Source organism: Tenacibaculum sp. SSH1-16 (assembly GCF_040104435.1).
Taxonomy (GTDB): domain Bacteria; phylum Bacteroidota; class Bacteroidia; order Flavobacteriales; family Flavobacteriaceae; genus Polaribacter; species Polaribacter mesophilus.
In genome coordinates this window covers 344,947-369,894 of sequence record NZ_JBECOV010000001.1, presented here as the reverse complement: position 1 = coordinate 369,894, position 24,948 = coordinate 344,947, and the positions used below count along the sequence as shown (strand labels likewise).

28 protein-coding genes are annotated in these 24,948 nt (G+C 32.7%); 8 read left to right on the top strand and 20 right to left on the bottom strand.

Features of this window, described 5'->3' with window-relative positions:
- Positions 1 to 1,230 (top strand): glycosyltransferase, encoded by a 1,230-nt coding sequence (locus ABMY20_RS01810; RefSeq protein ID WP_159489772.1) that lies wholly within the window; start codon positions 1 to 3, stop codon positions 1,228 to 1,230.
- Positions 1,231 to 1,233: 3 nt separating this feature from the next.
- Here ABMY20_RS01810 and ABMY20_RS01805 read toward each other — a convergent pair whose 3' ends face one another.
- The 8 genes from ABMY20_RS01805 to ABMY20_RS01770 form a co-directional block, all read right to left on the bottom strand.
- The gene (locus ABMY20_RS01805) at positions 1,234 to 1,707 is read right to left on the bottom strand and encodes a DUF4625 domain-containing protein (protein ID WP_073181724.1); all 474 of its coding nucleotides are present in this window, start codon (positions 1,705 to 1,707) and stop codon (positions 1,234 to 1,236) included.
- Positions 1,708 to 1,768: 61 nt separating this feature from the next.
- Positions 1,769 to 2,593 (bottom strand): hypothetical protein, encoded by an 825-nt coding sequence (locus ABMY20_RS01800; protein WP_159613475.1) that lies wholly within the window; start codon positions 2,591 to 2,593, stop codon positions 1,769 to 1,771.
- 19 nt (positions 2,594 to 2,612) lie between these two features.
- Positions 2,613 to 4,973: a TonB-dependent receptor gene (locus ABMY20_RS01795; protein ID WP_349264495.1), complete on the bottom strand. Its 2,361-nt coding sequence runs from the start codon at positions 4,971 to 4,973 to the stop codon at positions 2,613 to 2,615.
- A gap of 193 nt (positions 4,974 to 5,166) precedes the next feature.
- Positions 5,167 to 5,505 (bottom strand): hypothetical protein, encoded by a 339-nt coding sequence (locus ABMY20_RS01790; RefSeq protein ID WP_047788517.1) that lies wholly within the window; start codon positions 5,503 to 5,505, stop codon positions 5,167 to 5,169.
- A 139-nt stretch (positions 5,506 to 5,644) separates the two neighbouring features.
- Positions 5,645 to 7,672 (bottom strand): M3 family metallopeptidase, encoded by a 2,028-nt coding sequence (locus ABMY20_RS01785; RefSeq protein WP_349264494.1) that lies wholly within the window; start codon positions 7,670 to 7,672, stop codon positions 5,645 to 5,647.
- An 82-nt stretch (positions 7,673 to 7,754) separates the two neighbouring features.
- Complete coding sequence (purE, locus tag ABMY20_RS01780; protein WP_047788515.1) at positions 7,755 to 8,234, bottom strand: 5-(carboxyamino)imidazole ribonucleotide mutase; 480 nt, start codon at positions 8,232 to 8,234, stop codon at positions 7,755 to 7,757.
- A 38-nt stretch (positions 8,235 to 8,272) separates the two neighbouring features.
- Positions 8,273 to 9,430, bottom strand: a complete 1,158-nt coding sequence (locus ABMY20_RS01775) for a 5-(carboxyamino)imidazole ribonucleotide synthase (RefSeq protein WP_349264493.1) — start codon at positions 9,428 to 9,430, stop codon at positions 8,273 to 8,275.
- Between the two features lie 66 nt (positions 9,431 to 9,496).
- Positions 9,497 to 9,907 (bottom strand): Rieske 2Fe-2S domain-containing protein, encoded by a 411-nt coding sequence (locus ABMY20_RS01770; RefSeq protein ID WP_073181714.1) that lies wholly within the window; start codon positions 9,905 to 9,907, stop codon positions 9,497 to 9,499.
- Positions 9,908 to 10,101: 194 nt separating this feature from the next.
- Between ABMY20_RS01770 and greA the strand changes: the two genes are divergently transcribed.
- From greA to ABMY20_RS01755, 3 genes are all read left to right on the top strand, one after another.
- Positions 10,102 to 10,575: a transcription elongation factor GreA gene (gene greA / locus ABMY20_RS01765; protein ID WP_125068825.1), complete on the top strand. Its 474-nt coding sequence runs from the start codon at positions 10,102 to 10,104 to the stop codon at positions 10,573 to 10,575.
- Between the two features lie 102 nt (positions 10,576 to 10,677).
- Entirely contained in the window at positions 10,678 to 11,070 is a 393-nt protein-coding gene (locus ABMY20_RS01760) for an HIT family protein (RefSeq protein WP_281979757.1), read from the top strand.
- A 13-nt stretch (positions 11,071 to 11,083) separates the two neighbouring features.
- Positions 11,084 to 11,269, top strand: a complete 186-nt coding sequence (locus ABMY20_RS01755) for a hypothetical protein (protein ID WP_349264492.1) — start codon at positions 11,084 to 11,086, stop codon at positions 11,267 to 11,269.
- Here ABMY20_RS01755 and ABMY20_RS01750 read toward each other — a convergent pair.
- A complete protein-coding gene (locus tag ABMY20_RS01750; RefSeq protein WP_349264491.1) occupies positions 11,266 to 12,414 on the bottom strand; it encodes a HAMP domain-containing sensor histidine kinase in 1,149 nt (382 codons plus the stop codon). The genes ABMY20_RS01755 and ABMY20_RS01750 overlap by 4 nt on opposite strands.
- Before the next feature lie 75 nt (positions 12,415 to 12,489).
- Between ABMY20_RS01750 and ABMY20_RS01745 the strand changes: the two genes are divergently transcribed.
- Both ABMY20_RS01745 and ABMY20_RS01740 read left to right on the top strand, forming a co-directional pair.
- Entirely contained in the window at positions 12,490 to 13,350 is an 861-nt protein-coding gene (locus ABMY20_RS01745) for a flavin reductase family protein (RefSeq protein ID WP_167713211.1), read from the top strand.
- A 7-nt stretch (positions 13,351 to 13,357) separates the two neighbouring features.
- The gene (locus ABMY20_RS01740) at positions 13,358 to 13,723 is read left to right on the top strand and encodes a DUF3127 domain-containing protein (RefSeq protein WP_047788508.1); all 366 of its coding nucleotides are present in this window, start codon (positions 13,358 to 13,360) and stop codon (positions 13,721 to 13,723) included.
- A gap of 239 nt (positions 13,724 to 13,962) precedes the next feature.
- On the opposite strand, the gene ABMY20_RS01735 is transcribed toward ABMY20_RS01740, so the two are convergent.
- From ABMY20_RS01735 to ABMY20_RS01725, 3 genes are all read right to left on the bottom strand, one after another.
- On the bottom strand, positions 13,963 to 14,211 hold the full coding sequence (locus ABMY20_RS01735) for a DUF1456 family protein (RefSeq protein ID WP_073181707.1): 249 nt from the start codon (positions 14,209 to 14,211) through the stop codon (positions 13,963 to 13,965).
- A 12-nt stretch (positions 14,212 to 14,223) separates the two neighbouring features.
- On the bottom strand, positions 14,224 to 14,859 hold the full coding sequence (locus ABMY20_RS01730) for a VTT domain-containing protein (RefSeq protein WP_047788676.1): 636 nt from the start codon (positions 14,857 to 14,859) through the stop codon (positions 14,224 to 14,226).
- A gap of 81 nt (positions 14,860 to 14,940) precedes the next feature.
- Positions 14,941 to 16,497, bottom strand: coding sequence for an FAD-dependent protein (locus ABMY20_RS01725; RefSeq protein WP_349264490.1), 1,557 nt, complete (start codon positions 16,495 to 16,497; stop codon positions 14,941 to 14,943).
- A gap of 65 nt (positions 16,498 to 16,562) precedes the next feature.
- Here ABMY20_RS01725 and ABMY20_RS01720 point away from each other — a divergent pair, with 65 nt between their 5' ends.
- Together ABMY20_RS01720 and aat are read left to right on the top strand one after the other, a co-directional pair.
- Positions 16,563 to 17,942 (top strand): TIGR00366 family protein, encoded by a 1,380-nt coding sequence (locus ABMY20_RS01720; protein ID WP_349264489.1) that lies wholly within the window; start codon positions 16,563 to 16,565, stop codon positions 17,940 to 17,942.
- A 298-nt stretch (positions 17,943 to 18,240) separates the two neighbouring features.
- Positions 18,241 to 18,864 (top strand): leucyl/phenylalanyl-tRNA--protein transferase, encoded by a 624-nt coding sequence (gene aat, locus ABMY20_RS01715; RefSeq protein ID WP_349264488.1) that lies wholly within the window; start codon positions 18,241 to 18,243, stop codon positions 18,862 to 18,864.
- Positions 18,865 to 18,934: 70 nt separating this feature from the next.
- On the opposite strand, the gene ABMY20_RS01710 is transcribed toward aat, so the two are convergent.
- The 8 genes from ABMY20_RS01710 to ABMY20_RS01675 all read right to left on the bottom strand — a co-directional run bounded on the left by ABMY20_RS01710 (position 18,935) and on the right by ABMY20_RS01675 (position 24,906).
- Positions 18,935 to 19,093 (bottom strand): hypothetical protein, encoded by a 159-nt coding sequence (locus tag ABMY20_RS01710; protein ID WP_349264487.1) that lies wholly within the window; start codon positions 19,091 to 19,093, stop codon positions 18,935 to 18,937.
- A gap of 392 nt (positions 19,094 to 19,485) precedes the next feature.
- Positions 19,486 to 19,905 carry a hypothetical protein gene (locus ABMY20_RS01705; RefSeq protein ID WP_349264486.1) on the bottom strand — a complete coding sequence of 140 codons (420 nt, stop codon included), beginning with the start codon at positions 19,903 to 19,905 and terminating at the stop codon, positions 19,486 to 19,488.
- A gap of 248 nt (positions 19,906 to 20,153) precedes the next feature.
- On the bottom strand, positions 20,154 to 20,588 hold the full coding sequence (locus tag ABMY20_RS01700; protein WP_349264485.1) for a hypothetical protein: 435 nt from the start codon (positions 20,586 to 20,588) through the stop codon (positions 20,154 to 20,156).
- Between the two features lie 96 nt (positions 20,589 to 20,684).
- The gene (locus ABMY20_RS01695; protein ID WP_349264484.1) at positions 20,685 to 21,512 is read right to left on the bottom strand and encodes a hypothetical protein; all 828 of its coding nucleotides are present in this window, start codon (positions 21,510 to 21,512) and stop codon (positions 20,685 to 20,687) included.
- A 177-nt stretch (positions 21,513 to 21,689) separates the two neighbouring features.
- Positions 21,690 to 21,839 (bottom strand): hypothetical protein, encoded by a 150-nt coding sequence (locus ABMY20_RS01690; RefSeq protein ID WP_349264483.1) that lies wholly within the window; start codon positions 21,837 to 21,839, stop codon positions 21,690 to 21,692.
- 156 nt (positions 21,840 to 21,995) lie between these two features.
- Positions 21,996 to 22,514, bottom strand: coding sequence for a DUF4833 domain-containing protein (locus tag ABMY20_RS01685; protein WP_239179183.1), 519 nt, complete (start codon positions 22,512 to 22,514; stop codon positions 21,996 to 21,998).
- A gap of 31 nt (positions 22,515 to 22,545) precedes the next feature.
- A complete protein-coding gene (locus ABMY20_RS01680; protein WP_159489803.1) occupies positions 22,546 to 22,863 on the bottom strand; it encodes a multidrug efflux SMR transporter in 318 nt (105 codons plus the stop codon).
- A 120-nt stretch (positions 22,864 to 22,983) separates the two neighbouring features.
- Complete coding sequence (locus ABMY20_RS01675; RefSeq protein WP_349264482.1) at positions 22,984 to 24,906, bottom strand: CocE/NonD family hydrolase; 1,923 nt, start codon at positions 24,904 to 24,906, stop codon at positions 22,984 to 22,986.
- Between the last annotated feature and the right edge of the window lie 42 nt (positions 24,907 to 24,948).

The window sequence follows — 24,948 nt, the reverse complement described above, 5'->3', positions numbered from 1 at the left end:
ATGCAACAACTTTTAATTATTGGGTATGTTTGGGTAGAAAAAACAACAGGAGCTGGTAACCGAATGCTACAGCTAATCAATGTTTTTAAAAACCATAATTATACCATTACTTTTGCCACACCAGCTCAAAAAACTGAAAACTCTTTAAACTTAGCTGAATTAGGAATTGAAGAAAAATCTATCGAATTGAATTCAAGTTCTTTTGATAATTTTATTACGGAACTTCAACCTGATGTTGTGTTGTTCGATCGTTTTATGATGGAAGAGCAATTCGGTTGGCGTGTTGCAGAATATTGCCCGAAAGCTTTACGAATTTTAGATACAGAAGATTTACACTTTTTACGTAAAACACGTCATCAACAATTAAAAAAAGGAAAACAATTTTCAACAGAAGCTTTGTTGAAATCGAATGAAGCAAAACGAGAAATAGCTGCTATTTTACGTTGCGATATGAGCCTGATTATTTCAGCTTATGAAATCCAGCTTTTGAAGGAAGTTTTTAAGATTGATAAAGCTTTGTTATATCATTTACCTTTTTTGTTGGATACAATAGATGCTGAAACTACTCAGAAATGGAAATCTTTTGAAGAACGAAAACATTTTGTGTTTATAGGTAACTTTTTTCATGCTCCAAATGTTGATGCTGTTTTGCAATTAAAAACAATATGGAAGCAGATCAGAAAACAACTACCCAAAGCAGAAGTACATATTTACGGAGCCTATGTTACGCAACAAATTCAACAATTGCATAAACCAAAAGAAGGATTTATAATTAAAGGTTTTGCAGAAGATGCGCTCGAAGTAGTTAAAAATGCTAGAGTCGTGTTAGCTCCCATTCGTTTTGGTGCGGGAATTAAAGGAAAGTTAACCGAAGCAATGGAATGTGGAACTCCAAGTGTTACTACTTCGATAGGAGCAGAAGGAATGTATGACAACTTACCTTGGAACGGATTTATAGAAGATAATTTTGAGAAGTTTGCTAACAAAGCTATAGAGTTATATACTTATGATATTCTTTGGAAAAAGTCTCAACAAAAAGGTATAGAAATAATTAATTCACTATATGATAAAGACAAGTTAGGTGTTTCTTTTATTAGGGGGATTAAAAAAATCCAAGAAAATTTTGAAATACATCGTACACAAAATTTTCTTGGAAGTTTGTTGCAACATCAAACCTTACAGACTACTAAGTTTATGAGCAAGTGGATTGAAGAGAAGAATAAAAAATAGAACTTATTCAATTTTAATATCTACAGAGGTTCTACTTTGCCATCCAGTAACATCAATTACAGAAATTTGACAATGGTAATCACCAGAATCAATATCAGTAGGAATTGTAATGTTTTGTGCTATTTCATATTCTTTACGATTATTATCAATTGTGTAATTTTCCATAAAAATTAAAGGAGAAACAGGATCTTTTATAGGAGATAATTCACAATTAGAACCTTGGTCATCGTGCGTGTGATGATCAAAATTATGGTGGATATCAATAGCATAAGTGGCCAAAGCTATGTTGTCAGACACTTTTACACGTATTGTGTACTCTTTTCCTTTTTCTAATACAGCACACGATTTAGGAAACCCTTCGTTGTAATTTATGGTAATAGTTGGTTTTTCAGTATCTGGTTCTTCAGAATCACTACTACAACCAAAGTTTACCAAAGTTAAGAAGAGTAAAGCGCTTGTTATTTTTAATAATTTCATGGTAGTTTATTATTTATAAAAGACTACTTGAGAAAATCAAGTAGTCTTTAATTAGTTATAATTATTTTATTTCAAGAGGAATAGACAGCTTTACTGTTTCACTTTCACCACTTTCTTTAGCGTAAATGTTTAACCAGTAGTTTCCTACAGGAGCTCCAGGAATTAAATCGTAGTGATAATGTATGTGTGGGTTTTTAACTCCTTCATATAAATTTTTAGGTAAAACAGTAATTACTTTGTCCCACTTTCCAACTTCAACATTCTGTCCTTCTCTCCATTCTTCGAACCAAAACTCATATTTAATTTCAGTAACAGTATTATTACCAGAAACATATTCAAACTCTGTGTGTAACTCATCTTTTCCAAAAGCGATTGAGTTGTTCTCACCAATTTCTAAGTCTTTAAATTTTTGAATGATATGTAACTTTTTAGTAATAGCACTTTTAGTTCCGTCTTCATGTTCAACAGTAATTTTGAATTTATAAATCCCTTCAGCAGGTGTAAAAGAAGGAGTGTACTTGTTCTCTTCATCAAAATATACATGGTAATGTATGTGAGGGTTTAATTGGCCTTCATATCGGTCAACAGGTACTAAATGGTTTTTTAACTCCCAAATTAGTTCACCGTTTTTAACTTTTGGAACATCGTAAGCTTCTACGTCAAAATAAATTTTAGAAACTTTGCTAGTACCCTCATAGCCAAATTCAATATGAACATCTATGTTCGATTGTGGTAAAACAAAATCAGAATTACCTAACTCCAAGCCTTTGAAATTTTGTGTATTAATATTTTCATCAAAAGTATCTGGGATGTTATCTTCATCACTACAAGAAATGATTAAAAGACTTACGAAAAATAAGATTGCTGATTTAAATGTGTTTTTCATGATTAAAAAAATTAAATAATTAAAATGTTTGTATAATTGTTATTGAAAAGTTTCTTCCAGGTTCAGGAACCTCTATCAGTCTGTAGAAGCTTGTATGGTCGAATACTTTGTTGTTTAAAATATTATTTAGCCTACCTTGAATTTTAAGAGGCTGCTTTTTTGAGAAAAGATCTACACTAGTATGTAAACCGATGTTAAATAAAGAATACCCTCCTGTAGTTTTTTCAGGAGGAACAATATTGTTTTGATCCGAAACTAATCGTACACTAGAGAATATTTTAGTTTCTCCAAAAGTGGACCAAGGATTCAATGTGTATTCAAGCGAAACAACTCCTGTTAATGGAGGGGAAAAAGGAAGTGTGAAGTTTTTCTTTTTTCCACTTAACTGTCTTGCTTTTACATATTCTAAAGAACCTGTAATAGATAATTTATCAATAGGTTCATATTGCGCCATAATTTCGCCACCATATCTAAAAACACGACTTTGATTGTATTGATACTTCTGAAGTGTTTCGTAATACTCTGACGTTGGACTTAAATAAATATAATTATCAAAATAATTGACAAATGGCGTGACTTGAATAGATCCTCTACTAAAGTTAGTTTTAAACTCTCCATCTATTTGATAAGAACTTTCAGGTTCTAAGTCAAGACTTCCTTCTTCGTATCGATACATGTGATAGTTTACTCCGTCTGAAGCCAATTCGTTTGCCAGTGGAATTCTAAAACTCTTGCCTATATTTATTTTATATGATGTATTTTTAAGTCCATAACTTAATCCAGCTGAAGCACTAAAACTTCCAAAAGTTAAGCTCTTTCTTTTTGAACGCTGTAGTTGTTGCTGAGTAGTGTTTCCGTTTTCGTCAGTAACAGGAGATAAAAACCACTCGTAATATGGCTGTGTTTTTATTATACCATAATCGTAACGTACACCACCATCTAAATATAATTTGTCGTTGAGTTTTATTTGATCGTACACAAAAGCCCCAGCTGTAAAACGAGTATATTCAGGAATAAGAAACCCCCAACCATCAATAGTATTATCTTGATACTCTAAATTAACACCTGTAGTAACTTTATGTTTATTAAAGTTATGTAATTGACTTTTTACATTAAGACTATAGGTATTCTTTTTAAATAAGCGTTCCATTGTAGATGACGGCTTGGGCATATAACCATGTGGAACAGGTTCTGAGTGTTCTTCGCGATGATTATTTTGAAACCCAAGCTCAACATCTAACGTATAATTGGGGAATAGAAAACTGGTATTATTTGTTATTTTAAAATGATTGACCTTATGATATGGTAAATCAATATCTCTATTGTCAACATCGTAGTCTATTTTAGAAGTTCTCACTTCCAGACCATGAGCATTAGCGAAAAAACCGTTTTTAGAATTAACATTACTAAAAGAAGTTATAGAGCTTATATTATCAGATACATAACCTATAGAAACTCCAACATTATGATTAAATCCTGCTGTATTACGTAAGTAATTTTTATGCAAATCAAAAATGTAATTATCGTACGTTATTTTTTTGGTAGGAACTTTATAATCGCCATAATCTTCATGAGTTATTCTAGCTTTGTAATACCAATGATTATAACGTTGTTTAACACCTAAAGAAACTCCATAAAAATCGTTGTTACTTCTATTGGTAAGGTTTAGTTCACCAGTAAAGGAATTAACATCAGATAGTAAATTGTTTTTCAGGCTAATTACACCCGATATTGCATCTGAACCATAGAGTAGAGAAGCGGCTCCTTTAGTAACCTCTATATTATCAATATTATATTGGTCTATTTCCAAACCATGGTCGGCTCCCCATTGTTGTGCTTCGTGTTTTATACCGTTTTCAACAACAACAATTCTATTAAAACCTAAACCTCTAATGGTAGGTTTGGATTGACCAGAACCTATAGTTATTGTACTAACTCCTGGTATGTCTTTAAGAGTTTGCATTAAACTATTATCCCTGTTTTTCTCTAAAAAATCAACATCAATCCTTTGTGTGTTGCTAGAGAACTTTGTTAGTGTTTTTTTAGGGTTTTGTGCAATAACCACCTCATTTAATACTGAATTGTCTTGTATTAGAGGAATAACTATTACTGAATTAGTAGGAGAAATACTTTCTTTATAAGTAACATACCCAACATGAGTAACAGTTAAGAGGTATTCTTTGTTTAAAAGTTTAAAAAAAGTACTACTTCCTCTAGTGTTTGTGTATGCGTGCTTTGAACCGATACTCACGTGAGCATTGGGTAACTCACTTTGTGTTGTTGCATCAATAACCTTAATAGTAACAGAATTAGTGTTCTGACCAAAAAGAATAGTATGAAACAATACACAAAATAAAGCACCTAAGCTTTGTTTTGTCATTGTAAATAAAATTAAACGAATTGTAGTAGTTGAACTGTAAGCGCTCAACTATTGATTAAATAATATAGAACAGATAGTTAACTAATAGAAAAAGTAAGTGGTAAATACAGTACAGACTTAGTAGGTTTATATGCATATATATTTACAACAATTCTTAATACAAGAAAGTTAAGTATGTTCTAAATTTAGTATGTTATGAGTAAGTTGGAGGTCCTCTAAGCTTTCTATTCAGACATTGGTAAGAAGGTAAGATAATTGACTTGTAATTATCTACTATCGTCTTGCTAGGAAGAATAGCTAAAGCTGGTGAGAAATTTTGTGTAGGTACATCAAAAGAAGCAAAAGAAAAATAACAAATATCACAATGGTCGTTTACCGATTCGTGCAAGTGAGTAGATTTTTCTTTACAGTTATGGTGGTGTGCTTCATTATCATGATGATGAGTAGCTTTTATAAGAATAGGAAGCATAAGAAGAACCACCAATGATAAAGAGGTGATTTTACGAAATATGCTATTTTTATATAAGCTCATTTTTTATAACTGATAAATGGCAAAAATAAATGCTTGTTGTATTTTTTTATATTAAATTATGTTAATTTTTATTAAAAAAAACAGCTTCTTCTTTCTAATAAGAGGAAGCTGTTTTTGTTAGATAAAGTAATAAAGAGATTTAGCTCATTAATCCAGCACGTCTTAATAAAGCATCAGGTTTTGGTTCTCTACCTCTAAAACGTTTGTATAACTCCATAGGCTCTTCTGTTCCGCCTTTAGATAATACATTGTTTTTAAATTTATCTGCAACTTCTTTATTAAAAATACCTTCCTCTTTAAAATATTCAAAAGCATCGGCATCTAAAACCTCTGCCCATTTATATGAATAATATCCAGCTGAGTATCCGCCTTGAAAAATATGAGAAAAGGAAGTACTCATACAATTTTCTGCTACATCAGGATATAATTTAGTCTCAGCAAAAGCATTCGTTTCAAACTCTTTTACATCAGTAATGGTTTCAGGAGAATCTCCAGAGTGCCAAGACATATCTAATAATCCGAAGCTTAATTGACGCAGGGTTTGCATTCCTTCATGGAAACTCGCAGATTCTTTAATTTTCTCAACATATTCCATAGGAATAATTGCTCCAGTTTCGTAATGTTTTGCAAACAACTCCAACGCTTCTTTTTCGTAACACCAGTTTTCTAAAACCTGACTAGGTAACTCCACGAAATCCCAAGAAACTGAAGTTCCAGATAAGCTCTTATAAGTAGTATTTGCCAACATTCCGTGTAAAGCATGACCAAATTCGTGGAAAAGGGTAGTAACCTCGTTAAAAGTTAATAAAGAAGGTTTGGTTTGTGTTGGTTTGGTAAAGTTACAAACGATAGAGACTTGTGGTCTTTCGTTAGTATCGTTACTCCTATATTGTGATTTGTAAGAAGTCATCCACGCACCGTTACGTTTTCCTGGTCTTGGATGAAAATCAGCATAAAAATACGAAACAAAATTACCATCAGTATCAGTTACAGCATACGTCTTAACATCTTCATGATACTTATCAATAGTGTCAATTTCTTCAAACTGTAAGTTGTACAATTTGTTAGCCACAGTAAACACACCATCAATTACATTCTCTAACTTAAAATAAGGTTTTAATAATTCTTGATCTAAGTTAAACAACTCTTTTTTCAGCTTTTCAGAATAGTAAGCACCATCCCATTTTTGTAATTGATCTATTCCGTCTAGTTTTTTAGCATAGGCCTCTAAATTATCAAATTCACGTTGTGCAGCAGGTTTCGCTTTTTCTAACAATTCATTTAAAAACTCCATAACCTTTTCAGGAGTTTCAGCCATACGCTCTTCTAATACAAAATGAGCGTGGGTTTTATACCCTAATAGGTTGGCACGTTTGTGGCGTAAGGTTACAATATCTTTTACAATTTTCTCATTGTTATATTCATTTTGTTGGAAACCTTTTTTACCAAAAGCTATTGCTAACTTTTTTCTCAATTCTCTATTATCAGCATAGGTCATAAAAGGAATATAGCTTGGGTAATCTAAGGTAATCATCCAACCCTCTTTATCTTTCGAGTTAGCGAGTTCTTTAGCAGCTTCTTTAGCGCTTTCTGGCAAGCCAGCTAAATCATCTTCATTGGTAATTAATAATTCAAAAGCATTGGTTTCAGCCAACACATGCTCACCAAACTGTAACGATAATTTTGCTAACTCAGCATCAATTTTGCGAAGCTCTGCTTTGTCAGTTTCATTTAAATTCGCTCCATTACGTGCAAAGCTTTTGTATTGCTTATCTAACAACATTTCTTGTTCAGGAGTCAGATTTAAATCAGACAATTGATTGTATACAGTTTTTACACGTTTAAACAACCTCTCATTTAAAATCATATCGTTTCTAAACTCACTTAACCAAGGAGAAATATCTTTCGCTATCTTTTGAATTTCTTCATTTGTCTCAGCGGAGTTTAAGTTGAAAAAGATAGAAGTAGCTCTATCTAATTTATTACCTGTATTGTCTAAAGCGACTGTAGTGTTTTCAAAAGTTGGAGCTTCAGAGTTTTCTACAATAGCATCAATTTCGTCTTTAGCTATTTGTATAGCTTCTTTTATAGCGGGTTTATAATCTTCTTCTTTAATTTGAGAAAAAGGAGGCGTATTAAAATCTTGTAAAAGTGGATTTTTGGTCATGAAAATTTAGTTTAAAAAATTGAAGAAACCTCACAAATAAAAAAATCTGTGAGGTCTTCAAGTTAATATTGTACTAAGGTACTTATTTTTTTACGCTTTCAGAAGCTTTTTCAACTTTCAGTTTTAAGCCTTCTTTATAAGCGATAATTTTGTCTAACACACATTTGTCTGAAGCTCCAATAATTTGAGCTGCTAAGATTCCTGCATTTTTTGCTCCGTCTAAAGCAACTGTAGCCACAGGAACACCCCCTGGCATTTGAAGAATAGATAAAACAGAATCCCAACCATCAATAGAGTTTCTACTTTTAACAGGAACTCCAATTACTGGTAACGGACTCATACTGGCTACCATTCCAGGTAAATGAGCAGCACCACCAGCACCGGCAACAATAACTTGTATGCCACGCTTGTGTGCATTGTTAGCGTAATCGAATAATTTTTCAGGAGTTCTGTGTGCAGATACAATATCTACTTCAACTTGAATATCAAAACTCTCTAAAATATCAATTGCTTCTTGCATAATTGGAAGATCTGAATCGCTTCCCATGATAATTCCTACCATAAATTTATGTTTTTGTCATCTCGAACGTAGTCGAGAGGTTATTTTGCTATTACCTTAATAGTTTCTTTTACTTGTTGAGCGACTTTTCTCGCCTCATTTATATCTTCATTCACAATAGTTACGTGTCCCATTTTACGGAAAGGTTTGGTTGTCTTTTTTCCGTAGATGTGAGGAGTAACGCCGTCAATCTTTAAAATTTCTTCAATGTTTTCGTATACTACATCACCAGTATAGCCTTCTGCCCCCACTAAATTCACCATAATTCCAGCTACTTTACTTTCGGTATTTCCTAATGGAAGGTTTAAGATGCTACGTAAGTGTTGTTCAAATTGGCTAGTATAACTTGCTTCAATAGAATAATGCCCTGAATTATGAGTTCTTGGAGCCGCTTCATTAACTAAAATTTCGTTATTTTCAGTTTGGAACATTTCCACAGCTAACAATCCAACAAAATCAAATGCATCCGCAACTTTTAAAGCAACTTCGCGCGCTTTTTTAGCAACTGCATCTTCAATTCTAGCAGGACAAATTACATACTCTACCTGATTTGCTTCTGGGTGAAATTCCATTTCAACTACAGGATAAGTTTTAGTTTCTCCGCTTGCATTTCTAGCAACAATAACAGCTAATTCATTTTTAAAAGGAATTAACTTTTCAGCAATACACTCACCAGTAGGTAGGTTTTCTAAATCGCTGATAGCACGAACTATTTTTACCCCATTACCATCATATCCAAATCGAGCTGATTTCCATACAAAAGGATATGTAACAGCTTCGTTACTTATAGCATGTTTTAATTCTTCTAAAGAAGTAAATCTAGAAAAATCAGCAGTAGGTATATTGTTGTCGTGATAAAACACCTTTTGATGTGCTTTATTTTGAATAGTTCTTAAGTTCTTAGGCTTTGGAAAAATGGTTAATCCCTCAGCTTCTAAAGCATCTAAAGCATCAATATTTACGTTTTCAATTTCAATGGTTAACAAATCTACTTGTTTCCCAAAATTGTAAACAGTATCATAATCTAATAAATCTCCTTGATGGAATTCGTTACATATCTGAGCGCAAGGAGCGTCAGCGTTTCCGTCTAAAATAACAGTGTAAATGTCGAATTTTTGCGTTTCGGTAAGCAACATTCTTCCCAATTGGCCGCCTCCTAGAACACCCAATTTAAAGTCTGAAGAAAAGTAGTTTTTCACGATAAATGTGTTAATTGTGTTGTTGTTGCTGCAAAAATAAGAATCTAATTGTTAGTACAAATAGTATTAACGAGATATTCTTAACTGATTGTTACTAATAGGAGTAACAAAATACATTAAAGCATTGCAGCCTTCACCATCTAAAGGAGTACCACCTGAAAGGTAGTTATACTTTTTGTCATCACACGGACAGGTTATTTCAACTCCGTTGAAAGTCATTAAAGAGTTACAGTTTTGTTCAGGACATTGTTGATCAAAAGCTCTGTAACCAGAAGTTCCTGTTCTAAAAATAAAAACATTTCGCCCTTGTATCACGTTTTGCGATTCTCCTCCAGGAACTAATAAACCACTAAATTCTGGAAGTGATAAATCAATAATAGCATTCATTTTTATTCCAGAAAAACAGTTGTTAATAGGAGTGTTATCACTACAGCTAAAACAAATTATAACAAGAAATAAATAAAATATTTTTTTCATTTTTTAGTATAGAAGTTGTTATTGTAACGCAACGAAGTTACAAATATTTTGTACATTTGTAAGACAATCTCATTCCTAACGGCGTGAGATTTTTAAATTTAACCCACAGGGTTATAGGAAGAAAAGTTATATGCTTCTTACAAAACGTTAAAGAAAGTGTATAAAAGTTTGTTGATTTTAAAAAGAGAGAAGAGATGAGTAATGTATCATATTATACGGAAGAAGGATTAAAGAAACTTAAAGAAGAATTAGCGCATTTAGAGCAAGTAGAAAGACCACGTGTTTCTCAAGAAATTGCAGATGCTCGTGATAAAGGAGATTTGAGTGAGAATGCAGAATACCACGCTGCAAAAGAAGAGCAATCGTTGCTAGAAACAAAAATAGCAAAGCTAAAAAATGTAGTGGCTAATGCTCGTGTTATTGATGAAAGTCAGTTAGACACTTCTAAAATTTTAATCCACTCAATAGTGAAGATTAAAAATACGGTAAACGGAATGGAGTTTACGTATACGCTGGTAGCAGATAGCGAAAGTGATGTAAGAAACGGAAAGTTATCTGTAAACTCACCAATAGGTAAAGGATTGTTAGGTAAAAAAGTAGGTGATGTTGCCGAAATACAAGTGCCTAACGGAATTATGAAGTTTGAAGTAATGGAGATTTCTCGATAAGAGAAAAAACAAATACAAAAAGAGTAAAGATTTATTCGGGTTTTAGCTTCGCTAGAACCCGATTTCTTTTTTACTTTTACTGTAAAATTAAATTTAAAAGACATGGCAAGTATTTTTACTAAAATAATTAACGGAGAAATTCCATCGTATAAAATAGCTGAAGATGACAACTATTTTGCTTTTTTAGACATCAATCCAAATGCAAAAGGACATACGTTAGTAATTCCTAAACGTGAAGAAAATAAACTATTTGATTTATCGAAAGAAGAGTACGAAGGATTAATGTCTTTCTCTTACAGAGTAGCCAAAGCTATTGAAAAAACAATTCCGTGTGAACGCGTAGGAATGAGTGTAATTGGTTTAGAAGTACCTCATGTACATGTACACTTAATTCCGTTACAAACGATGGAGGATATCCGATTTGTAAAGAAAGAAAAATTAACAAATGAAGAGTTTGTAGCAGTAGCAGAAGATATTGCTAAGAATTTTGAATAAATAAAAAAGAGCTATGAAAAAGTGGATAAAAGAGGGGATAGCCTGGGGAGTAATTATGTTTATAATAATGGTAATATTCTTTCCGTGGTATGATAGAGAGGAAATTACATTAAAAAGAATGCTTGTAGGAGCGCTTATATGGGGAGCAGGAGGCTTCTTTTACGGTTTTTTAATGAACAAACTAAAGAGAGACAGTTAAACCTTATTCAATAAGATTTCAAAAGTAGTTCCTTTTCCTATTTCAGATTTTAACACGTGTATTTTTCCGTTGTGGTAATCTTCAATAATACGCTTAGAGAGCGATAAACCAAGTCCCCAACCACGTTTTTTTGTGGTAAACCCTGGGTTGAATATTTGTGAAAACTGTGTTTTAGGAATTCCTTTACCAGTGTCAGTAATTAGAATTTTTACATTCTTAGAACTTTTACTAATGCTAACAGATAAACTCCCTTTACCTTGCATAGCATCAATAGCATTTTTAATTAAGTTTTCTATTACCCAACCATATAACTCGGTATTTAGGTTGGCGCGAATTTCTTTTGCTTCGGTAGTAAAAGAAAAAGAAATTTGTTTAGAACTTCTATTTTCTAAGTAGTCATAAGCAGCTTTAGTAATCGACACAATGTTGAAAGGTTTTAACTCTGGTAGAGACCCTATTTTAGAAAAACGATTTGCGATGGTATTTAAACGTCGCACATCTTTTTCAATTTCATCAACATAATCACTGCTAACATCCTCAGCACGTAAAATAGCTACCCAACCTAATAAAGAAGAAAGCGGCGTTCCTATTTGATGCGCAGTTTCTTTAGCCATTCCTGTCCACAACTTATTTTGTTCAGCAACTTTGTTAGACTTGTACACCATGTAAATAATAGTAAGGAATAACCCTAAAATTAGTACTAAGGCGAGCGGGTAGTATTTAAGTTTGTATAAAAGATCAGAGTTTCTGTAGTAAATATGTTCTTTAATACCTAAGTACTCTATAGCAATTGGTTCATTCTGTTTTTTCATAATGCTCAATTGCTGTTGAAGATACTTTGGGTCTGTAGATTTTATAGAATCTAAGTTATGGAACTGCTTTATCTGTCCATCTTTATCAACCAAAATAGAAGGAATATTCTCTATGGTTTCATAAACTTTGTTTACTAAGTTAAAGTTACCATCTGAATTTGGGTTAGATACCACTTCTTTAATAGCAGTGGCATAAATCTCCATCTTAGCGCGTTCATCTTTTTTAAATTTTTGAAAAAACACGTAGGTATTCCATAAAATAAATAAAACGATAAGTAAGGAAATACTAATTGCAATACGTTTTACCCAATAAGTGTTTCTAAAAAAAACCATCAATCAAATATAAACTATTATCTAGAATAACTAAATTTATAAATAGGTAGTATATTTACACTAAAATTATACAGAATGTTATCAATAAACCCTAAAGATATACCAACTTCTAAACTTCATGGATATTTATTAGGAGCTGTAGCTCCAAGACCTATTGCTTTTGCAAGTACTGTAGATGCAGATGGAAACCCAAATTTATCACCATTTAGTTTTTTTAATGTATTTGGGGCAAACCCACCAATTATGATTTTTTCTCCAGCACGTAGTGTAAGAGGAAATAAAACCAAACATACGTTAGACAATGCTGAAGCAACCAGAGAAGTGGTTATTAATATTGTAAATTACGATATTGTTCAGCAAATGTCGTTGAGTAGTACGATGTATCCTAAAGGAGTTAATGAATTTATAAAAGCTGGTTTTACAATGTTACCTTCAGATGAGGTAAAGCCGTTTAGAGTAGCAGAATCTCCTGTACAATTTGAGTGTAAAGTAAAAGACATTATTTATACAGGTGAAGAAGGCGGAGCAGGAAACTTAATTGTGTGTGAAGTAGTAAAACTACACGTAAACGAAAATGTGTTAGCAGAAGATGGCAGTATAGATCAACATAAAATAGATTTAGTAGCCAGAGCAGGAGGGAATTATTACAGTAGAGCTAGAGATGGCTTTTTTGAAATACCAAAACCACTAACTACCTTAGGAATTGGAGTAGACCAAATACCTGCTGAAATAAGAAACAGTAGTATATTAACAGGAAATAATTTAGGGATGTTAGGTAATGTAGAACAGCTACCTACAGAAGAAGCTGTTAATAACTTTGCAAAAGAACATTCACAATTTGTGGGTATTTCAACTGAAAAAAAACATACTTTTGCACAAGAGTATTTACAAAACAATGATGTAGAAAGTGCTTGGAAGGTACTTTTAATTAAATAGATAAGAAATGGAAGTAATAGGGAAAATCAAATTAATTAACGAAACGCAAACATTTGGATCTAACGGATTTAGAAAGCGTGAAATGGTTGTAACTACTGATGAGCAGTACCCACAAATGATAATGATTGAGTTTATTCAAGATAAATGTGATTTATTAAATAATTATCAAGTAGGGCAAGATGTAAAGGTTTCTATTAATTTAAGAGGAAGAGAATGGATTAACCCACAAGGAGAAGCAAAATACTTTAATTCTGTTCAAGGATGGAGAATTGAAAACTTAGCACAAGCAGCTCCTCAAAACATTCCACCTGCTGATCAATTTGAACCAGCTCCAGATTTATCTGCAAACGAACCAGATGACCTACCTTTCTAAGAATACTTAGAAAAAATATGAATACAACAAAAAAGAGCGCAAAATTTGCGCTCTTTTTATGTTTTGCGGAAAACTACATATTTACTTACGGTTATCCCTTTTAATAAGTTAAAAGTCAGTTATATATTTGTAGTATAATCATTCAATAAATAATTATTGATTGAAAAATTTAAGGGGAAAATAAAAACCTTCTGATATTAAATCAGAAGGTTTTTTAATTATAAGTGTTAGTGGTGTGGTTACTTTTTTGTTGGCTTTTTCTCAGGCATCGGACCTCTTAAATGAATAATTAATCCGTTTAAAAAGTTACGTAAAAACTGATCGCCACATTCCATATACTTAGGGTGATCTTCTTTTCTAAAAATAGCGTTGATTTCCGATTTAGAAACTTTAAAATCTACCAAAGAGCAGATGTCAATAATATCAGTATCTCTTAATTTATGTGCTACTCGTAGCTTTTTAAAAATATCGTTGTTAGTTAGTCCCATAATTATTTTAAGTTAATTTACTACTGAAAAAATAGCCCATGCATAAATAGCAAAACGAGCAAAACGAAATAAGCCTACAAAAACTACATTTTTAAAAGGATATTTAATCATACCAGCAGTTAAACAGCTAATGGCAAAGGGTAGTGGTAATAGTGCACCTACCAAAATTAAAAAACCTCCCCATTTACTTGTGTTTTTAAGGTTTTTAGCCATTTTAACCTCTAAATAATTTCTTACAGAGTCAATCTTTAAAGAAGCTCTTCCTATAAAATAAGCACACAAACCTCCTAAATAAGATAAGGTAGCTAACAAAGAAATATTTACAATAGGATCTTCAGTTTTCTTAGACCATGCGATGAAAATTTCTGGCGGAATTAATCCTAAAATTGTTTCAGAGATAAAAAAAGTAATTAAAACTCCTGTTCTAGAAAAGGTTTCGGTCATGGTTTGTAAACCATCGTTAATATTATAAACATACTTGTTAAATAATAATAACCCTACAATAACGCCTACAATTGGCCAGAAAGCTTTTTTTAAGCTTACCCATATAAACATATAAAAACCAGTGCGATTATAATAGTTGTGTAAACGTTTATAATGCGGTTTATCTATTTTCTTTTTGTTATTTTTTTTATTCTTTTTACTCATCGCTAAAAAAAGCATCTAATTTTTAGGAATAGCAAAAGTACGAGGTAATTAGAAATTACACTAACAAATAGTTGTTAATTATTACAGGTTTGTAATAGCAGCCTCAGCACAACGTTCACCGTCCATAGCAGCTGAAATAATACCACCGGCATAACCACCACCTTCACCACAAGGAAAGAGCCCATCAATTTGTGGATGTTCAAGGTTTTCTTTTCTAGGAATATTTACAGGCGATGAGGTTCTAGACTCCACTCCAACAATGTTTGCTTCCGCAGTATAGTACCCGTGCATTTTTTGTCCGAAAGCCGCAAAACCTTTACGTAATCTGCTTCCAATTAATTTAGGAAGTAACGAATGTAGCGGAGAAGAATTTAATCCGGGTTGATACGAACAGTCATTTAAAGAAGAAGACAATCTACCTTCCACAAAATCGGTTAAACGTTGCGCTGGAGCAACCTGACTTTTTCCGCCTGCGTTAAACGCTAACTTTTCTAAATCTTTTTGATATTGTAAGCCTTTTAAAACTCCGTATTTTTCATACTTAGGTAAATCTTTATCAACATTAATTTCAACGACAATACCCGAGTTGGCAAACTTGTTATTACGACGCGATGGTGACATTCCGTTTACCACCACTTCACCATTAGCAGTTGCCGCAGGAACAATGAATCCACCAGGACACATACAGAATGAATACACTCCACGGTTTCCTACTTGGTGTACTAAACTATACGCAGCAGCAGGCAATAACTCATCACGTTTACCTGAACAACTATATTGAATTTGATCGATAATTTCTTGCGGATGCTCTACACGAACCCCCATAGCAAACGATTTAGCTTTTAGTAAAATGTCTTTTTTATGCAATAGCTCGTATATATCTCTTGCAGAATGCCCAGTAGCTAAAACAACAGCATTTACAGCCATTTCAGAACCATTTTGTAACTGTATGGCTTGTAGTTTGTTGTTTTTAACAATAAAATCGGTCACACGGGTTTCAAAATGAACTTCACCCCCATGTTTTAAAATCGTTTCGCGAATATTTTGAATAATCTTCGGAAGTTTGTTAGTTCCTATGTGCGGATGTGCATCGACTAAAATTTGATCGGTAGCACCGTGATATACTAAGTTTTCAAATATTTTACGAACATCACCACGCTTTAAACTTCTTGTATATAACTTACCGTCAGAATACGTTCCTGCACCACCTTCACCAAAACAATAGTTAGAGTCTGGGTTTACCTCATGAAATTGGTTAATAGCACGTAAATCTCTACGACGATCTTGTACATTTTTACCACGTTCTAACACAATAGGTTTGTATCCTAATTCAATACAACGAAGTGCTGCATACATTCCCGCAGGACCAAAACCTACAATATGAATTTCTTTAGCATTCGATACGTCTTGATATTCAAAAATATAATCAGGAGTATCAGGTTGCGGTTCGTTAATATACACCGCTACTTTATAATTAAAAATAACTTCCTTTTTACGTGCATCAATCGATTTACGTAATACCTTTAGGCTAGTAATATCAGCAATAGGAATACCTAGCTTTTTAGCAGCTTTTAGCTGTAATATATTGTCTTTGCGTTCTTCTACTAGATTAACACGTAATTGAAGTTCTTTAACCATATTGCAAAACTAGTTAAAATAAGATTCAGTCTATTTAATTATTTTAGCAAATCAAACCCTACACTATGAAAATTACGCAGGTTATAGAAAATGTTTTTAAAAAATATTTACCCTCACCTTTTACCATCGCTATATTATTAACGCTCGTAACACTTTTACTAGCACTGTTTTTTACAAAACCAGCAGAAAGCTCAGTAGTAAACTATTCTTTAGAGGTGTTACAATTTTGGGAAAACGGAATTTGGTCTAACGGATTACTTGTTTTTGCCTATCAAATGATGTTGATTTTGGTTTTAGGGCATGTATTGGTGTTGAGTAAACCTGTGAGTAATTTAATTTTAAAAGTAACAAAATTCTGTACCAACACAGCAAATAGTGCAGCTATTGTAAGTTGTACTACCATGTTGGTAGCTTTTTTTAATTGGGGGTTAGGGCTCATCTTTGGAGCTTTGTTGGCACGTAAAGTAGCAGAACATGCACAACAACACAATATCAAACTAAATTATCCAATTATTGGAGCGGCAGGTTATATGGGATTGATGGTTTGGCATGGTGGAATTTCAGGTTCTGCACCCATAAAAATTAACGAAAGCGGACATATAAAAAGTATTATGCAATCAGTTTCTTCGGATGAGGTTTTAGCTCAAATACCTGATGTGATTGATTATTCTCAAACGATTTTTAGTTGGTGGAATTTGCTAATTTTTTTCGTGGTAGTAGCGGCGGTATCGGCAACTTTTTATTTTTTAGGGAAGAAAGCAGCTCCAACGGCGATTAATTTACCAGAATATAAAATGCATACTGATGAAAAGGTTAGTACCCAAGCAGAAAGGTTGGATAGTTCTCAATGGTTAGCCATTGCTTTTGGTGTGTTGATTTTAGTGGCGTTTGGTTATCGTTATTGGGCAGACATTCAGCAGTTAAAAATTACGCCTAACCTAATTAACTTTTTTATGTTAGGATTAGGAATTATACTACACGGAAGTTTTAAAAAGTTTACCAATGCTGTGGGAGAGTCAATTAGTGATGTATCTGGAATTTTAATTCAGTTTCCATTGTATTTTGGTATTATGGGCGTGATGAAAAGTACGGGAATGGTTACTTTAATTTCTGACTTTTTCGTGCCTATAGCAACGGCAACGACCTTACCCATATTTACATTTTTTAGTGCTGGTTTGGTTAATGTTTTTGTGCCAAGTGGGGGAGGACAGTGGGTTGTACAAGGTCCTATTGTGGTAGAAAGTGCATTAAAATTAGGGGTTCCGTTGCCTAAAGCAATTATGGCACTAGCATACGGAGACCAAATAACGAATATGCTACAGCCTTTTTGGGCATTACCTTTATTAGGAATTACGAAACTAAAAGCAAAAGAAATTTTACCCTATACGTTAATTGCAATGGTGGTAGGTAGCGTAATTTATTTGTTAGGACTTACGTTGTTTTAAGAGTTTATTGAGGAAACATCAGCGCGTCACGTTGATGGTTTCGTTGTGTTGAGGAAACGTCAGCGCGTCACGCTGATGGTTTCGTTGTGTTGAGGAAACGCCAGCGCGTCACGCTGATGATTCCGTTGTGTTGAGGAAACGCCAGCGCGTCACGCTGATGGCTCCGTTATGTTGAGGAAACGTCAGCGAGCTTCGCTGATGGTGACTATACTTTGTTTTATTGAATAGTCTCTTTTATTGATAAAACGTTGATGTTGAATTGGCGGATATAGTATTTTTGTAAAAAAGAATATAACGAATGATTTGGCTTTCTGAAAAAATAGAGTTTCCTCCGTATGAGTTGGCTACTGATGATGGTTTACTGGCTTTGGGCGGTGATTTATCGGCTGAACGATTGGTGTATGCCTACCAACATGGAATTTTTCCGTGGTTTAATGAAGGGGAGCCGATTGTTTGGTATTCTCCATGGGAGCGTATGGTGTTGTTTCCTGAGGAGGTGAAGATTTCCAAATCAATGAAACAGGTATTGCGAAAAGGTGGTTTTACGATAACGGAAAACAAAGCTTTTGATGAGGTGATTTTTAATTGCCGACACATCAATCGTTTTGATCAATTAGGTACTTGGATTACCGATGAAATGGAAGATGCTTATATAAACCTACACGATAAAGGCTATGCAAAATCTATTGAGGTATGGATAGACGGTAAATTAGTTGCAGGTTTGTATGGAGTAGATTTAGGAAACGGGGTATTTTGTGGCGAAAGTATGTTTAGCAAAGTAAGTAATATGAGCAAAGTTGCGTTTATCCATTTAGCTAAAAAGGGAGGCTACAAACTCATCGATTGTCAAGTATATAACGATCATTTAGCCAGTTTAGGCGCGAGAGAAATTCCTAGAGAGGAGTTTTTGAGGTGGTTGTGAGAACAAGGAGTTAATAATAGTTTGCAAATGTTCTTATAATTGTTCTTTTAATTTTTTTTAAATTAAATCATTAAAATCTGTAGCAGCTATTTCCAGAATCATAATTTTCAATAAAGTCGCGATAATTTTTCGGGATATTTATTTTAAGTGTTTCTTCAATATCATTAACTACAGTTGAGTCAATTTTTCCGTTAAACCTACAATTATCAATATTCTGTTCGATTGTCATTTCAAACATTTACTAATGTCTTGTGTAAAATGTATTTTTTAATTGTTATTAATAATCCCGTTGCCACGTTATTTCATTATTATCATGAAATATTGGACATAAAATTTTAATTATTTCATTTTTCTCATTTATGAGCTTCCATTCCGAACTATTAATAAGGTCAAGGTATATTAGTTCTTCTTTACATATCTTATTATAGTTCTCCTCGTCACCGTTTTCTAGATATTTACTTGCTAGAATTGAATACTTAATAAAATTACATAAATGAGTGTTCTCATCTGCTTTTTGTTTATAATTCAATTTGAATTGAATATTACCTGAACTTCGCATGTCCCAATTCGTTTCTATCAAAGTTCCTATTTCAATATTATGCCAAAATAGATTAAATTTTTTCATTCTGTTTTTGGTAATTCAATTTTAATAATCTCAGCCTTCCCAACTTTATTCAGACCTTCGTGAATCCACCATTTTCTTCCAATATTCATGTATGGATCGATAGGTTGTCTAGATAAAAATCTAACTAAAACCTCTTTAGTTTCTCCAGGCATAATCCATTCTGTTTGGTCAAATTGAATATCTCCCATATATGCATATTTAAATTGTCCATTTGGTTGATATTCAAAAACGTGGTTTGGTCTGTATCCCTTTTTAATGCCAGTTTTTCGTCCTCCTTTTTCGGAGGGAGTTAATTTTAGATTTGCTTTTACGTGAATTAATTCAGGCGTTTCATCAAGGTCAAAATCAGTAATACTATAATCAGTATATTTTCCAAAAGCTTGTTTATCAAAAACTTTTCCGTAACCTAAATTCAACCATCTTTTATAAATCAACTTTCCATTGAAGTAGAGGTAGAGCTCATTACTATTTCTTATTTCCTTTTTGATTATCATTTTAATTAGCTACAACGGTATCGTATAACCGTTAGTTACGGGTTAAATTAGCGTTTATTTTTGGTTTAGCACAGACGTTAGCAATTTCGAGTGGATTTGGACGTAATCGAATCCGCCGTAATTGTGGTTATAGATTGTTGTACACAGTACTTTCTATACTTATCTTAGTGTTAATCATCACCTAAAGAAGCAAAAAAGGAGTCAAAATCTTCTTCTTCATATTCATTTAATATTATTTCTTGCTCTAATAATTTATTAATCATTTTTTCGAGGTATCCATTATAATGAACTTCAGATTCTTGTCTTATTTCTTCTCCGTCAAAATTTGACTTGATATTCATTTTATTATTTCCCAGAAATGTTATTTGGATATAAGGTTCTTTATCTAAGCCATGATTTCTATTTCTAGATAATAAAAAAAACCATAATGATTGTCCAGCTCTTACTTTTTCATCAAGCCCCAATTCTCGCATTTTTTTTATTAACCTTATTGCATCTTCTCCACTTGAACTCCAATCATCAGAAAAAGAGCTATAAAATTCTTCAATCGAATTCCAGCTTTCTATAAAGTCATTTTTATGGCAATCAATATTTTTATTTTTCAATCTTATTTTTGTGTGTTAGATATTGTGTACAAAGGTCTCAATTAAGAGTAGTTGTATGGTTAAACAATTACTTATAACCATTGTTGTACAATGTTTTTATTTAAAGTAATCTCTAATTCGTTTATAAATTCCCAATATTAAATAGCCAACAATAGAATACGAAAAACCAACAACACCTGATACAATAATCAATGACTTTTGCTCTGGGTAATTGAGCGAAAGTATCGCAAGTATAATTACTACAAGCGCTATTCCTATTCCTACTGCTGTCCATAAATTTTTCTTGGCTACTTTATCATCATCCACTTTTCTTTCCAGTCTGACAGACTTGTGATTAATTGAAGTATATAAAATAGCTGTACTCCCATCTAACGGGTCTTCAAACAAAAAGTTAAAATGAGCAGTATCATTTCTGTTAAATACTGGGATTAAATATTCTTGGTTCTGATTAACATAATTAATTAGGTTCTGTAAATTATCTGGAATTTGCTTTACCCCATTTTCATCAGTTGGTAGAGCATTATATTTAGATAGAACATTTTGGAAGATTTCATTATGCTGTTCAGTCCAATTGAGCCAAGAAAGTCTATTTTTCACGTATCCTTCACTTCCTTGAAAAACTGCACCTTGACTGATATTAAACCTTATTGCAATATTTTCTAAGTCAACATTATTTTTATTTTCAAACTCGACATACGCAGTTCTCAATGAGTCAATTTCTCTTTCATTTAGGGATATTTTCAAATTACCGATAAGATTCTTTGATAAATTTGGCTTTAAATTCTGAGTGTAAATTTCGTAGGTTATAATTCTCAGTCTATTCTTAAATTTCTCAGTCAATATTCCAACTAACAATCCAAAAAGAGAAGTTACAATCAATGTAATTGTCGCTGGTAATAAAGAGTTTATTGTTTCAGTTTCCATTTTTTTTGTCAAATGTTGTATAACACATAGATATAAGGATATTTTTAATATATCCAGACTATTTTTAATTCCTAAACTTCTCAAATATAAAAAAATAAAAAGAGTACAAGAGTTTAATTCAAAAGGGTTAGTTAAATAAGCGTTCTTAAAACAGACGCTTATTTAGTATTATAGATTTTAAACAGCATTCACTGGACCAGCAAGCGGAGTTTGAGCAGGTTTGGCTATTCCGTAAACTACTACGACACCAGAGCCACCACCCCAAGTAGAATAAGCAGGGTCAGGTTTTGCTTCCATCACCGTTTGAGGTAGGTTCCAGTTATACATCGGTCAGCATTTGTATACTGCCCGAATGAATGGTGTGAATCACCTCTCCTGTAGTAGCGTTAAAAAGTTCTAACAGGAGGGATTATCACCTAGTATTTTAAATTAAACTCAAAGATCAATTTTTGTGTCTAGATTTATATAAGATTGTTTTATCGTTTAAAAGTCTTCAACTTTAATTTCAATTTTTTTATTGGTATTGTAGTCTTTTCCGTAAAGAATAACCGATTTTATTTCAGTACTTAAACCAGTTCCATTAATATTTAAGAACATTCTGTCTAGGTATATTTTTGTTGTATTATGGTTTACAAAAATTTTGTAATGATTGTTTTTTTTCTCTAAATTAAAAACAAGTTTTGAAGAAGCAGCTAGCCTAAATTTAAAAGAATTATCATCTGCATTAAGCAATACCATACCATAAGCAAGCCTTTTTTGTGTTGGAGTTAGAGGCTTAACTTCAGCATTTTTGGTATATAGTATTCTGTATTCTTTGATAGGCTTTTTGGTGTTTAACTTAGAGTTTTTAAGATTAACATCGTATACATATGTGTTAAAATTATTGCTGTGTTGTATGTAAAAAAGGCTATTAGAGTTTTTAGGAGGAAAAGGGTAATTCTCTTGTCCGTATGTTATAAAATGAATGTTTAAAAAAAGAAGGAAAAAATATTTTTTAGGCACAGTTAGTTTTTTTTGAGAATAAAATAATAATTTAATTGGCTAGTTTTAGTCCTACTATTCCAAATACAATTAATGATGCAGAAATAAGACGCCAAATGTTGGCTGAGTCTCCTAAAAATATAATACCAACAAGTAAAGTGCCTACAGCGCCTATACCTGTCCAAACAGCATAAGCTGTTCCCATAGGAATTGTTTTTTGAGCTAACCATAAAAAATATCCACTGGTAGCCATACAAATAATAGCCATACAAATGCCTAAGAATTTATATTGAACGTTTTGAGAAAGCTTTAAGCCTAAAGGCCATCCTATTTCAAAAATACCAGCTATAATTAAATAAATCCAGTTCATAAAATACATTATTATTTAAAGATAAAGGTACGTATTGTTATTTAGAGTTATAAATTCTAAAATAAAAAAAACTCACAATACTTAAGTGTTGTGAGTTTTTAAATAGAAAAAAGTTTGTTGTTATTTTAACACTGTAAATTCTATACTAGAATCGGTAAATACTGAGTGTGTTTGTGTTTTAAAATCTTTTTCGTCTGCTTTGTAAATATTGTCTACATAGGTTTGCGGATTCAAATCAATTAAAGGAAACCAAGTACTTTGTACTTGTATTTGCACTTTATGCCCTTTTTTAAACGTATGGAAAACATCTTGTAGTTTAATGTTTACGGCTGTTTTCTTATTTGGTGTAAAAGGTTCTGGATTTGAAAAACTATTTCTAAAACGTCCACGCATTACTTCACTACGTACCATTAAGTGGTAGTTGCTTAGTTTTAAATGTGATTGCATTTCTTTGTTGTCGTTTTTTAAATCAGCAGGATGCACATCAACAACCTTCACAATCCAATCGGCTGCTGAACCTGTAGTAGCTACTTGTAGCTTTGCTAAAATATCACCAGCAAGGGTAAAATCTTCTGTTAATATCTCTGTTTCAAATACCAATACATCAGGTCTTCGAGCAGCAAAACGCTGATCGTCTGTCATATATTTACGCGGAGTAAACACCGTTTTAATATCTTCTGAATAAGGCACAGGTCGCTTAACATCACTAATAAAACTAACTTTATCTATTCCTTTTTGAGTTGCCGTTAATTCTTGATTTTCTGAAAGGAAAAATGTTTGTTTTTGAGCATTTTTTGGTGGCCATACATCGTATGATTTCCACGTTTTTTTACCTGTATCAAAAACATAGGCTTCTGGTAATCCAGAGTTTTTAGAACCATCACCTTTTAAGAAGTGGTTAAAGAATTTTGTTTCTACTTCTTTTTGGAATTTTAAAGAGATAGAATCTCCAAAGTAGTAGTTACCAACTTTGTTAGCTACTTTATTTCTAGACCATCCGCCATGATCCCAAGGTCCAAAAACAATTGTATTATAGTTGTTTGGTTGATTTTTTTCAATGTTTTTGTAAGTTTCTAAAGGCCCGTATAAGTCCTCTGCATCAAACCAGCCTCCAACAATCATTGTTGCTACGGTAGAAGGAACTTTATCTAAATGTTGGATAATTCCTTTGCTTTGCCATACAGAGTCGTAATTAGGGTGTTCTACAATTTCCTTCCAAAAGAAATCATCAATACGCTCCTTATTGTCGGAAACTTTGGTGTCTAGCTTATCGTATTGAAAATATTCGTTTAAGTTTTTTAATGGCCCTTTATCTAAGAAAAACTGATATTGGTCTTGAGTTTTCATGTCAGGAAACGAGTACCAAGCAGAATCAGTTGGTTGTTCTTTGTAAGTTCCGAATAAAGAAATAGCTTTGAAATAGCTTAATAAAAAAGCTCCGTTATGATGAAAATCGTCAAAAAAGAAATCACCAATACACGCTTGTGGTGAAGCAGCTTTTAAAGCAGGGTGTGCATCAATGGTTGAAACAGTAGCATAATGACCAGGGTATGAAATTCCCCATGTACCTACCTTACCATTATTGTTTGCTACATTGTTCACTAGCCAATCGATAGTGTCATAGGTATCGGTAGTTTCATCGGTTTGTTTTTCTGTTTTATTAGGAATGTAAGCACGCATATTGTCATACACTCCTTCACTCATCCAACGTCCGCGAACATCTTGATATACTATGATGTTTCCTTCTTTCATTAAAACTGGGTTTGGACCAATTTTCCTTCTAAATTTATCTTCTCCATAAGGTTGGCAACTATACGGAGTACGTTGTAGTAAAATAGGGTAGGTTTTACTAGTGTCTTTTGGTGAATAGATAGTGGCGTGTAGTTTTACACCATCTCTCATTGTAATTTTCACCTCTTTTTTAGTGTAATGGTCTTTAACGTAAGTGTTTTCTTTCTTTTCAGCTTTCTTTACTGTTGTTTTTTTAGTACAACTAGCAAATGAAATTGCAACTATAAAGAATAGAATTAAGTTTTTTTTCATTTGGTTTTGTTGATGTATAATAAAAGTATAAAAATAACAGCA

Bases quoted from the DNA above. Each gene is read 5' to 3' on its own strand.
- greA (WP_125068825.1), top strand. From the start codon at position 10,102: ATGAGTAATGTATCATATTATACGGAAGAAGGATTAAAGAAACTTAAA.
- ABMY20_RS01725 (WP_349264490.1), bottom strand. From the start codon at position 16,497: ATGGTTAAAGAACTTCAATTACGTGTTAATCTAGTAGAAGAACGCAAA.
- ABMY20_RS01740 (WP_047788508.1), top strand. From the start codon at position 13,358: ATGGAAGTAATAGGGAAAATCAAATTAATTAACGAAACGCAAACATTT.
- ABMY20_RS01680 (WP_159489803.1), bottom strand. From the start codon at position 22,863: ATGAACTGGATTTATTTAATTATAGCTGGTATTTTTGAAATAGGATGG.
- ABMY20_RS01785 (WP_349264494.1), bottom strand. From the start codon at position 7,672: ATGACCAAAAATCCACTTTTACAAGATTTTAATACGCCTCCTTTTTCT.
- ABMY20_RS01695 (WP_349264484.1), bottom strand. From the start codon at position 21,512: ATGGAAACTGAAACAATAAACTCTTTATTACCAGCGACAATTACATTG.
- ABMY20_RS01755 (WP_349264492.1), top strand. From the start codon at position 11,084: ATGAAAAAGTGGATAAAAGAGGGGATAGCCTGGGGAGTAATTATGTTT.
- ABMY20_RS01760 (WP_281979757.1), top strand. From the start codon at position 10,678: ATGGCAAGTATTTTTACTAAAATAATTAACGGAGAAATTCCATCGTAT.
- purE (WP_047788515.1), bottom strand. From the start codon at position 8,234: ATGGTAGGAATTATCATGGGAAGCGATTCAGATCTTCCAATTATGCAA.
- ABMY20_RS01790 (WP_047788517.1), bottom strand. From the start codon at position 5,505: ATGAGCTTATATAAAAATAGCATATTTCGTAAAATCACCTCTTTATCA.
- ABMY20_RS01720 (WP_349264489.1), top strand. From the start codon at position 16,563: ATGAAAATTACGCAGGTTATAGAAAATGTTTTTAAAAAATATTTACCC.
- ABMY20_RS01690 (WP_349264483.1), bottom strand. From the start codon at position 21,839: ATGTATAACTGGAACCTACCTCAAACGGTGATGGAAGCAAAACCTGAC.
- ABMY20_RS01675 (WP_349264482.1), bottom strand. From the start codon at position 24,906: ATGAAAAAAAACTTAATTCTATTCTTTATAGTTGCAATTTCATTTGCT.
- ABMY20_RS01750 (WP_349264491.1), bottom strand. From the start codon at position 12,414: ATGGTTTTTTTTAGAAACACTTATTGGGTAAAACGTATTGCAATTAGT.
- ABMY20_RS01730 (WP_047788676.1), bottom strand. From the start codon at position 14,859: ATGAGTAAAAAGAATAAAAAAAATAACAAAAAGAAAATAGATAAACCG.
- ABMY20_RS01735 (WP_073181707.1), bottom strand. From the start codon at position 14,211: ATGGGACTAACTAACAACGATATTTTTAAAAAGCTACGAGTAGCACAT.
- aat (WP_349264488.1), top strand. From the start codon at position 18,241: ATGATTTGGCTTTCTGAAAAAATAGAGTTTCCTCCGTATGAGTTGGCT.
- ABMY20_RS01745 (WP_167713211.1), top strand. From the start codon at position 12,490: ATGTTATCAATAAACCCTAAAGATATACCAACTTCTAAACTTCATGGA.
- ABMY20_RS01805 (WP_073181724.1), bottom strand. From the start codon at position 1,707: ATGAAATTATTAAAAATAACAAGCGCTTTACTCTTCTTAACTTTGGTA.
- ABMY20_RS01710 (WP_349264487.1), bottom strand. From the start codon at position 19,093: ATGACAATCGAACAGAATATTGATAATTGTAGGTTTAACGGAAAAATT.
- ABMY20_RS01795 (WP_349264495.1), bottom strand. From the start codon at position 4,973: ATGACAAAACAAAGCTTAGGTGCTTTATTTTGTGTATTGTTTCATACT.
- ABMY20_RS01800 (WP_159613475.1), bottom strand. From the start codon at position 2,593: ATGAAAAACACATTTAAATCAGCAATCTTATTTTTCGTAAGTCTTTTA.
- ABMY20_RS01770 (WP_073181714.1), bottom strand. From the start codon at position 9,907: ATGAAAAAAATATTTTATTTATTTCTTGTTATAATTTGTTTTAGCTGT.
- ABMY20_RS01810 (WP_159489772.1), top strand. From the start codon at position 1: ATGCAACAACTTTTAATTATTGGGTATGTTTGGGTAGAAAAAACAACA.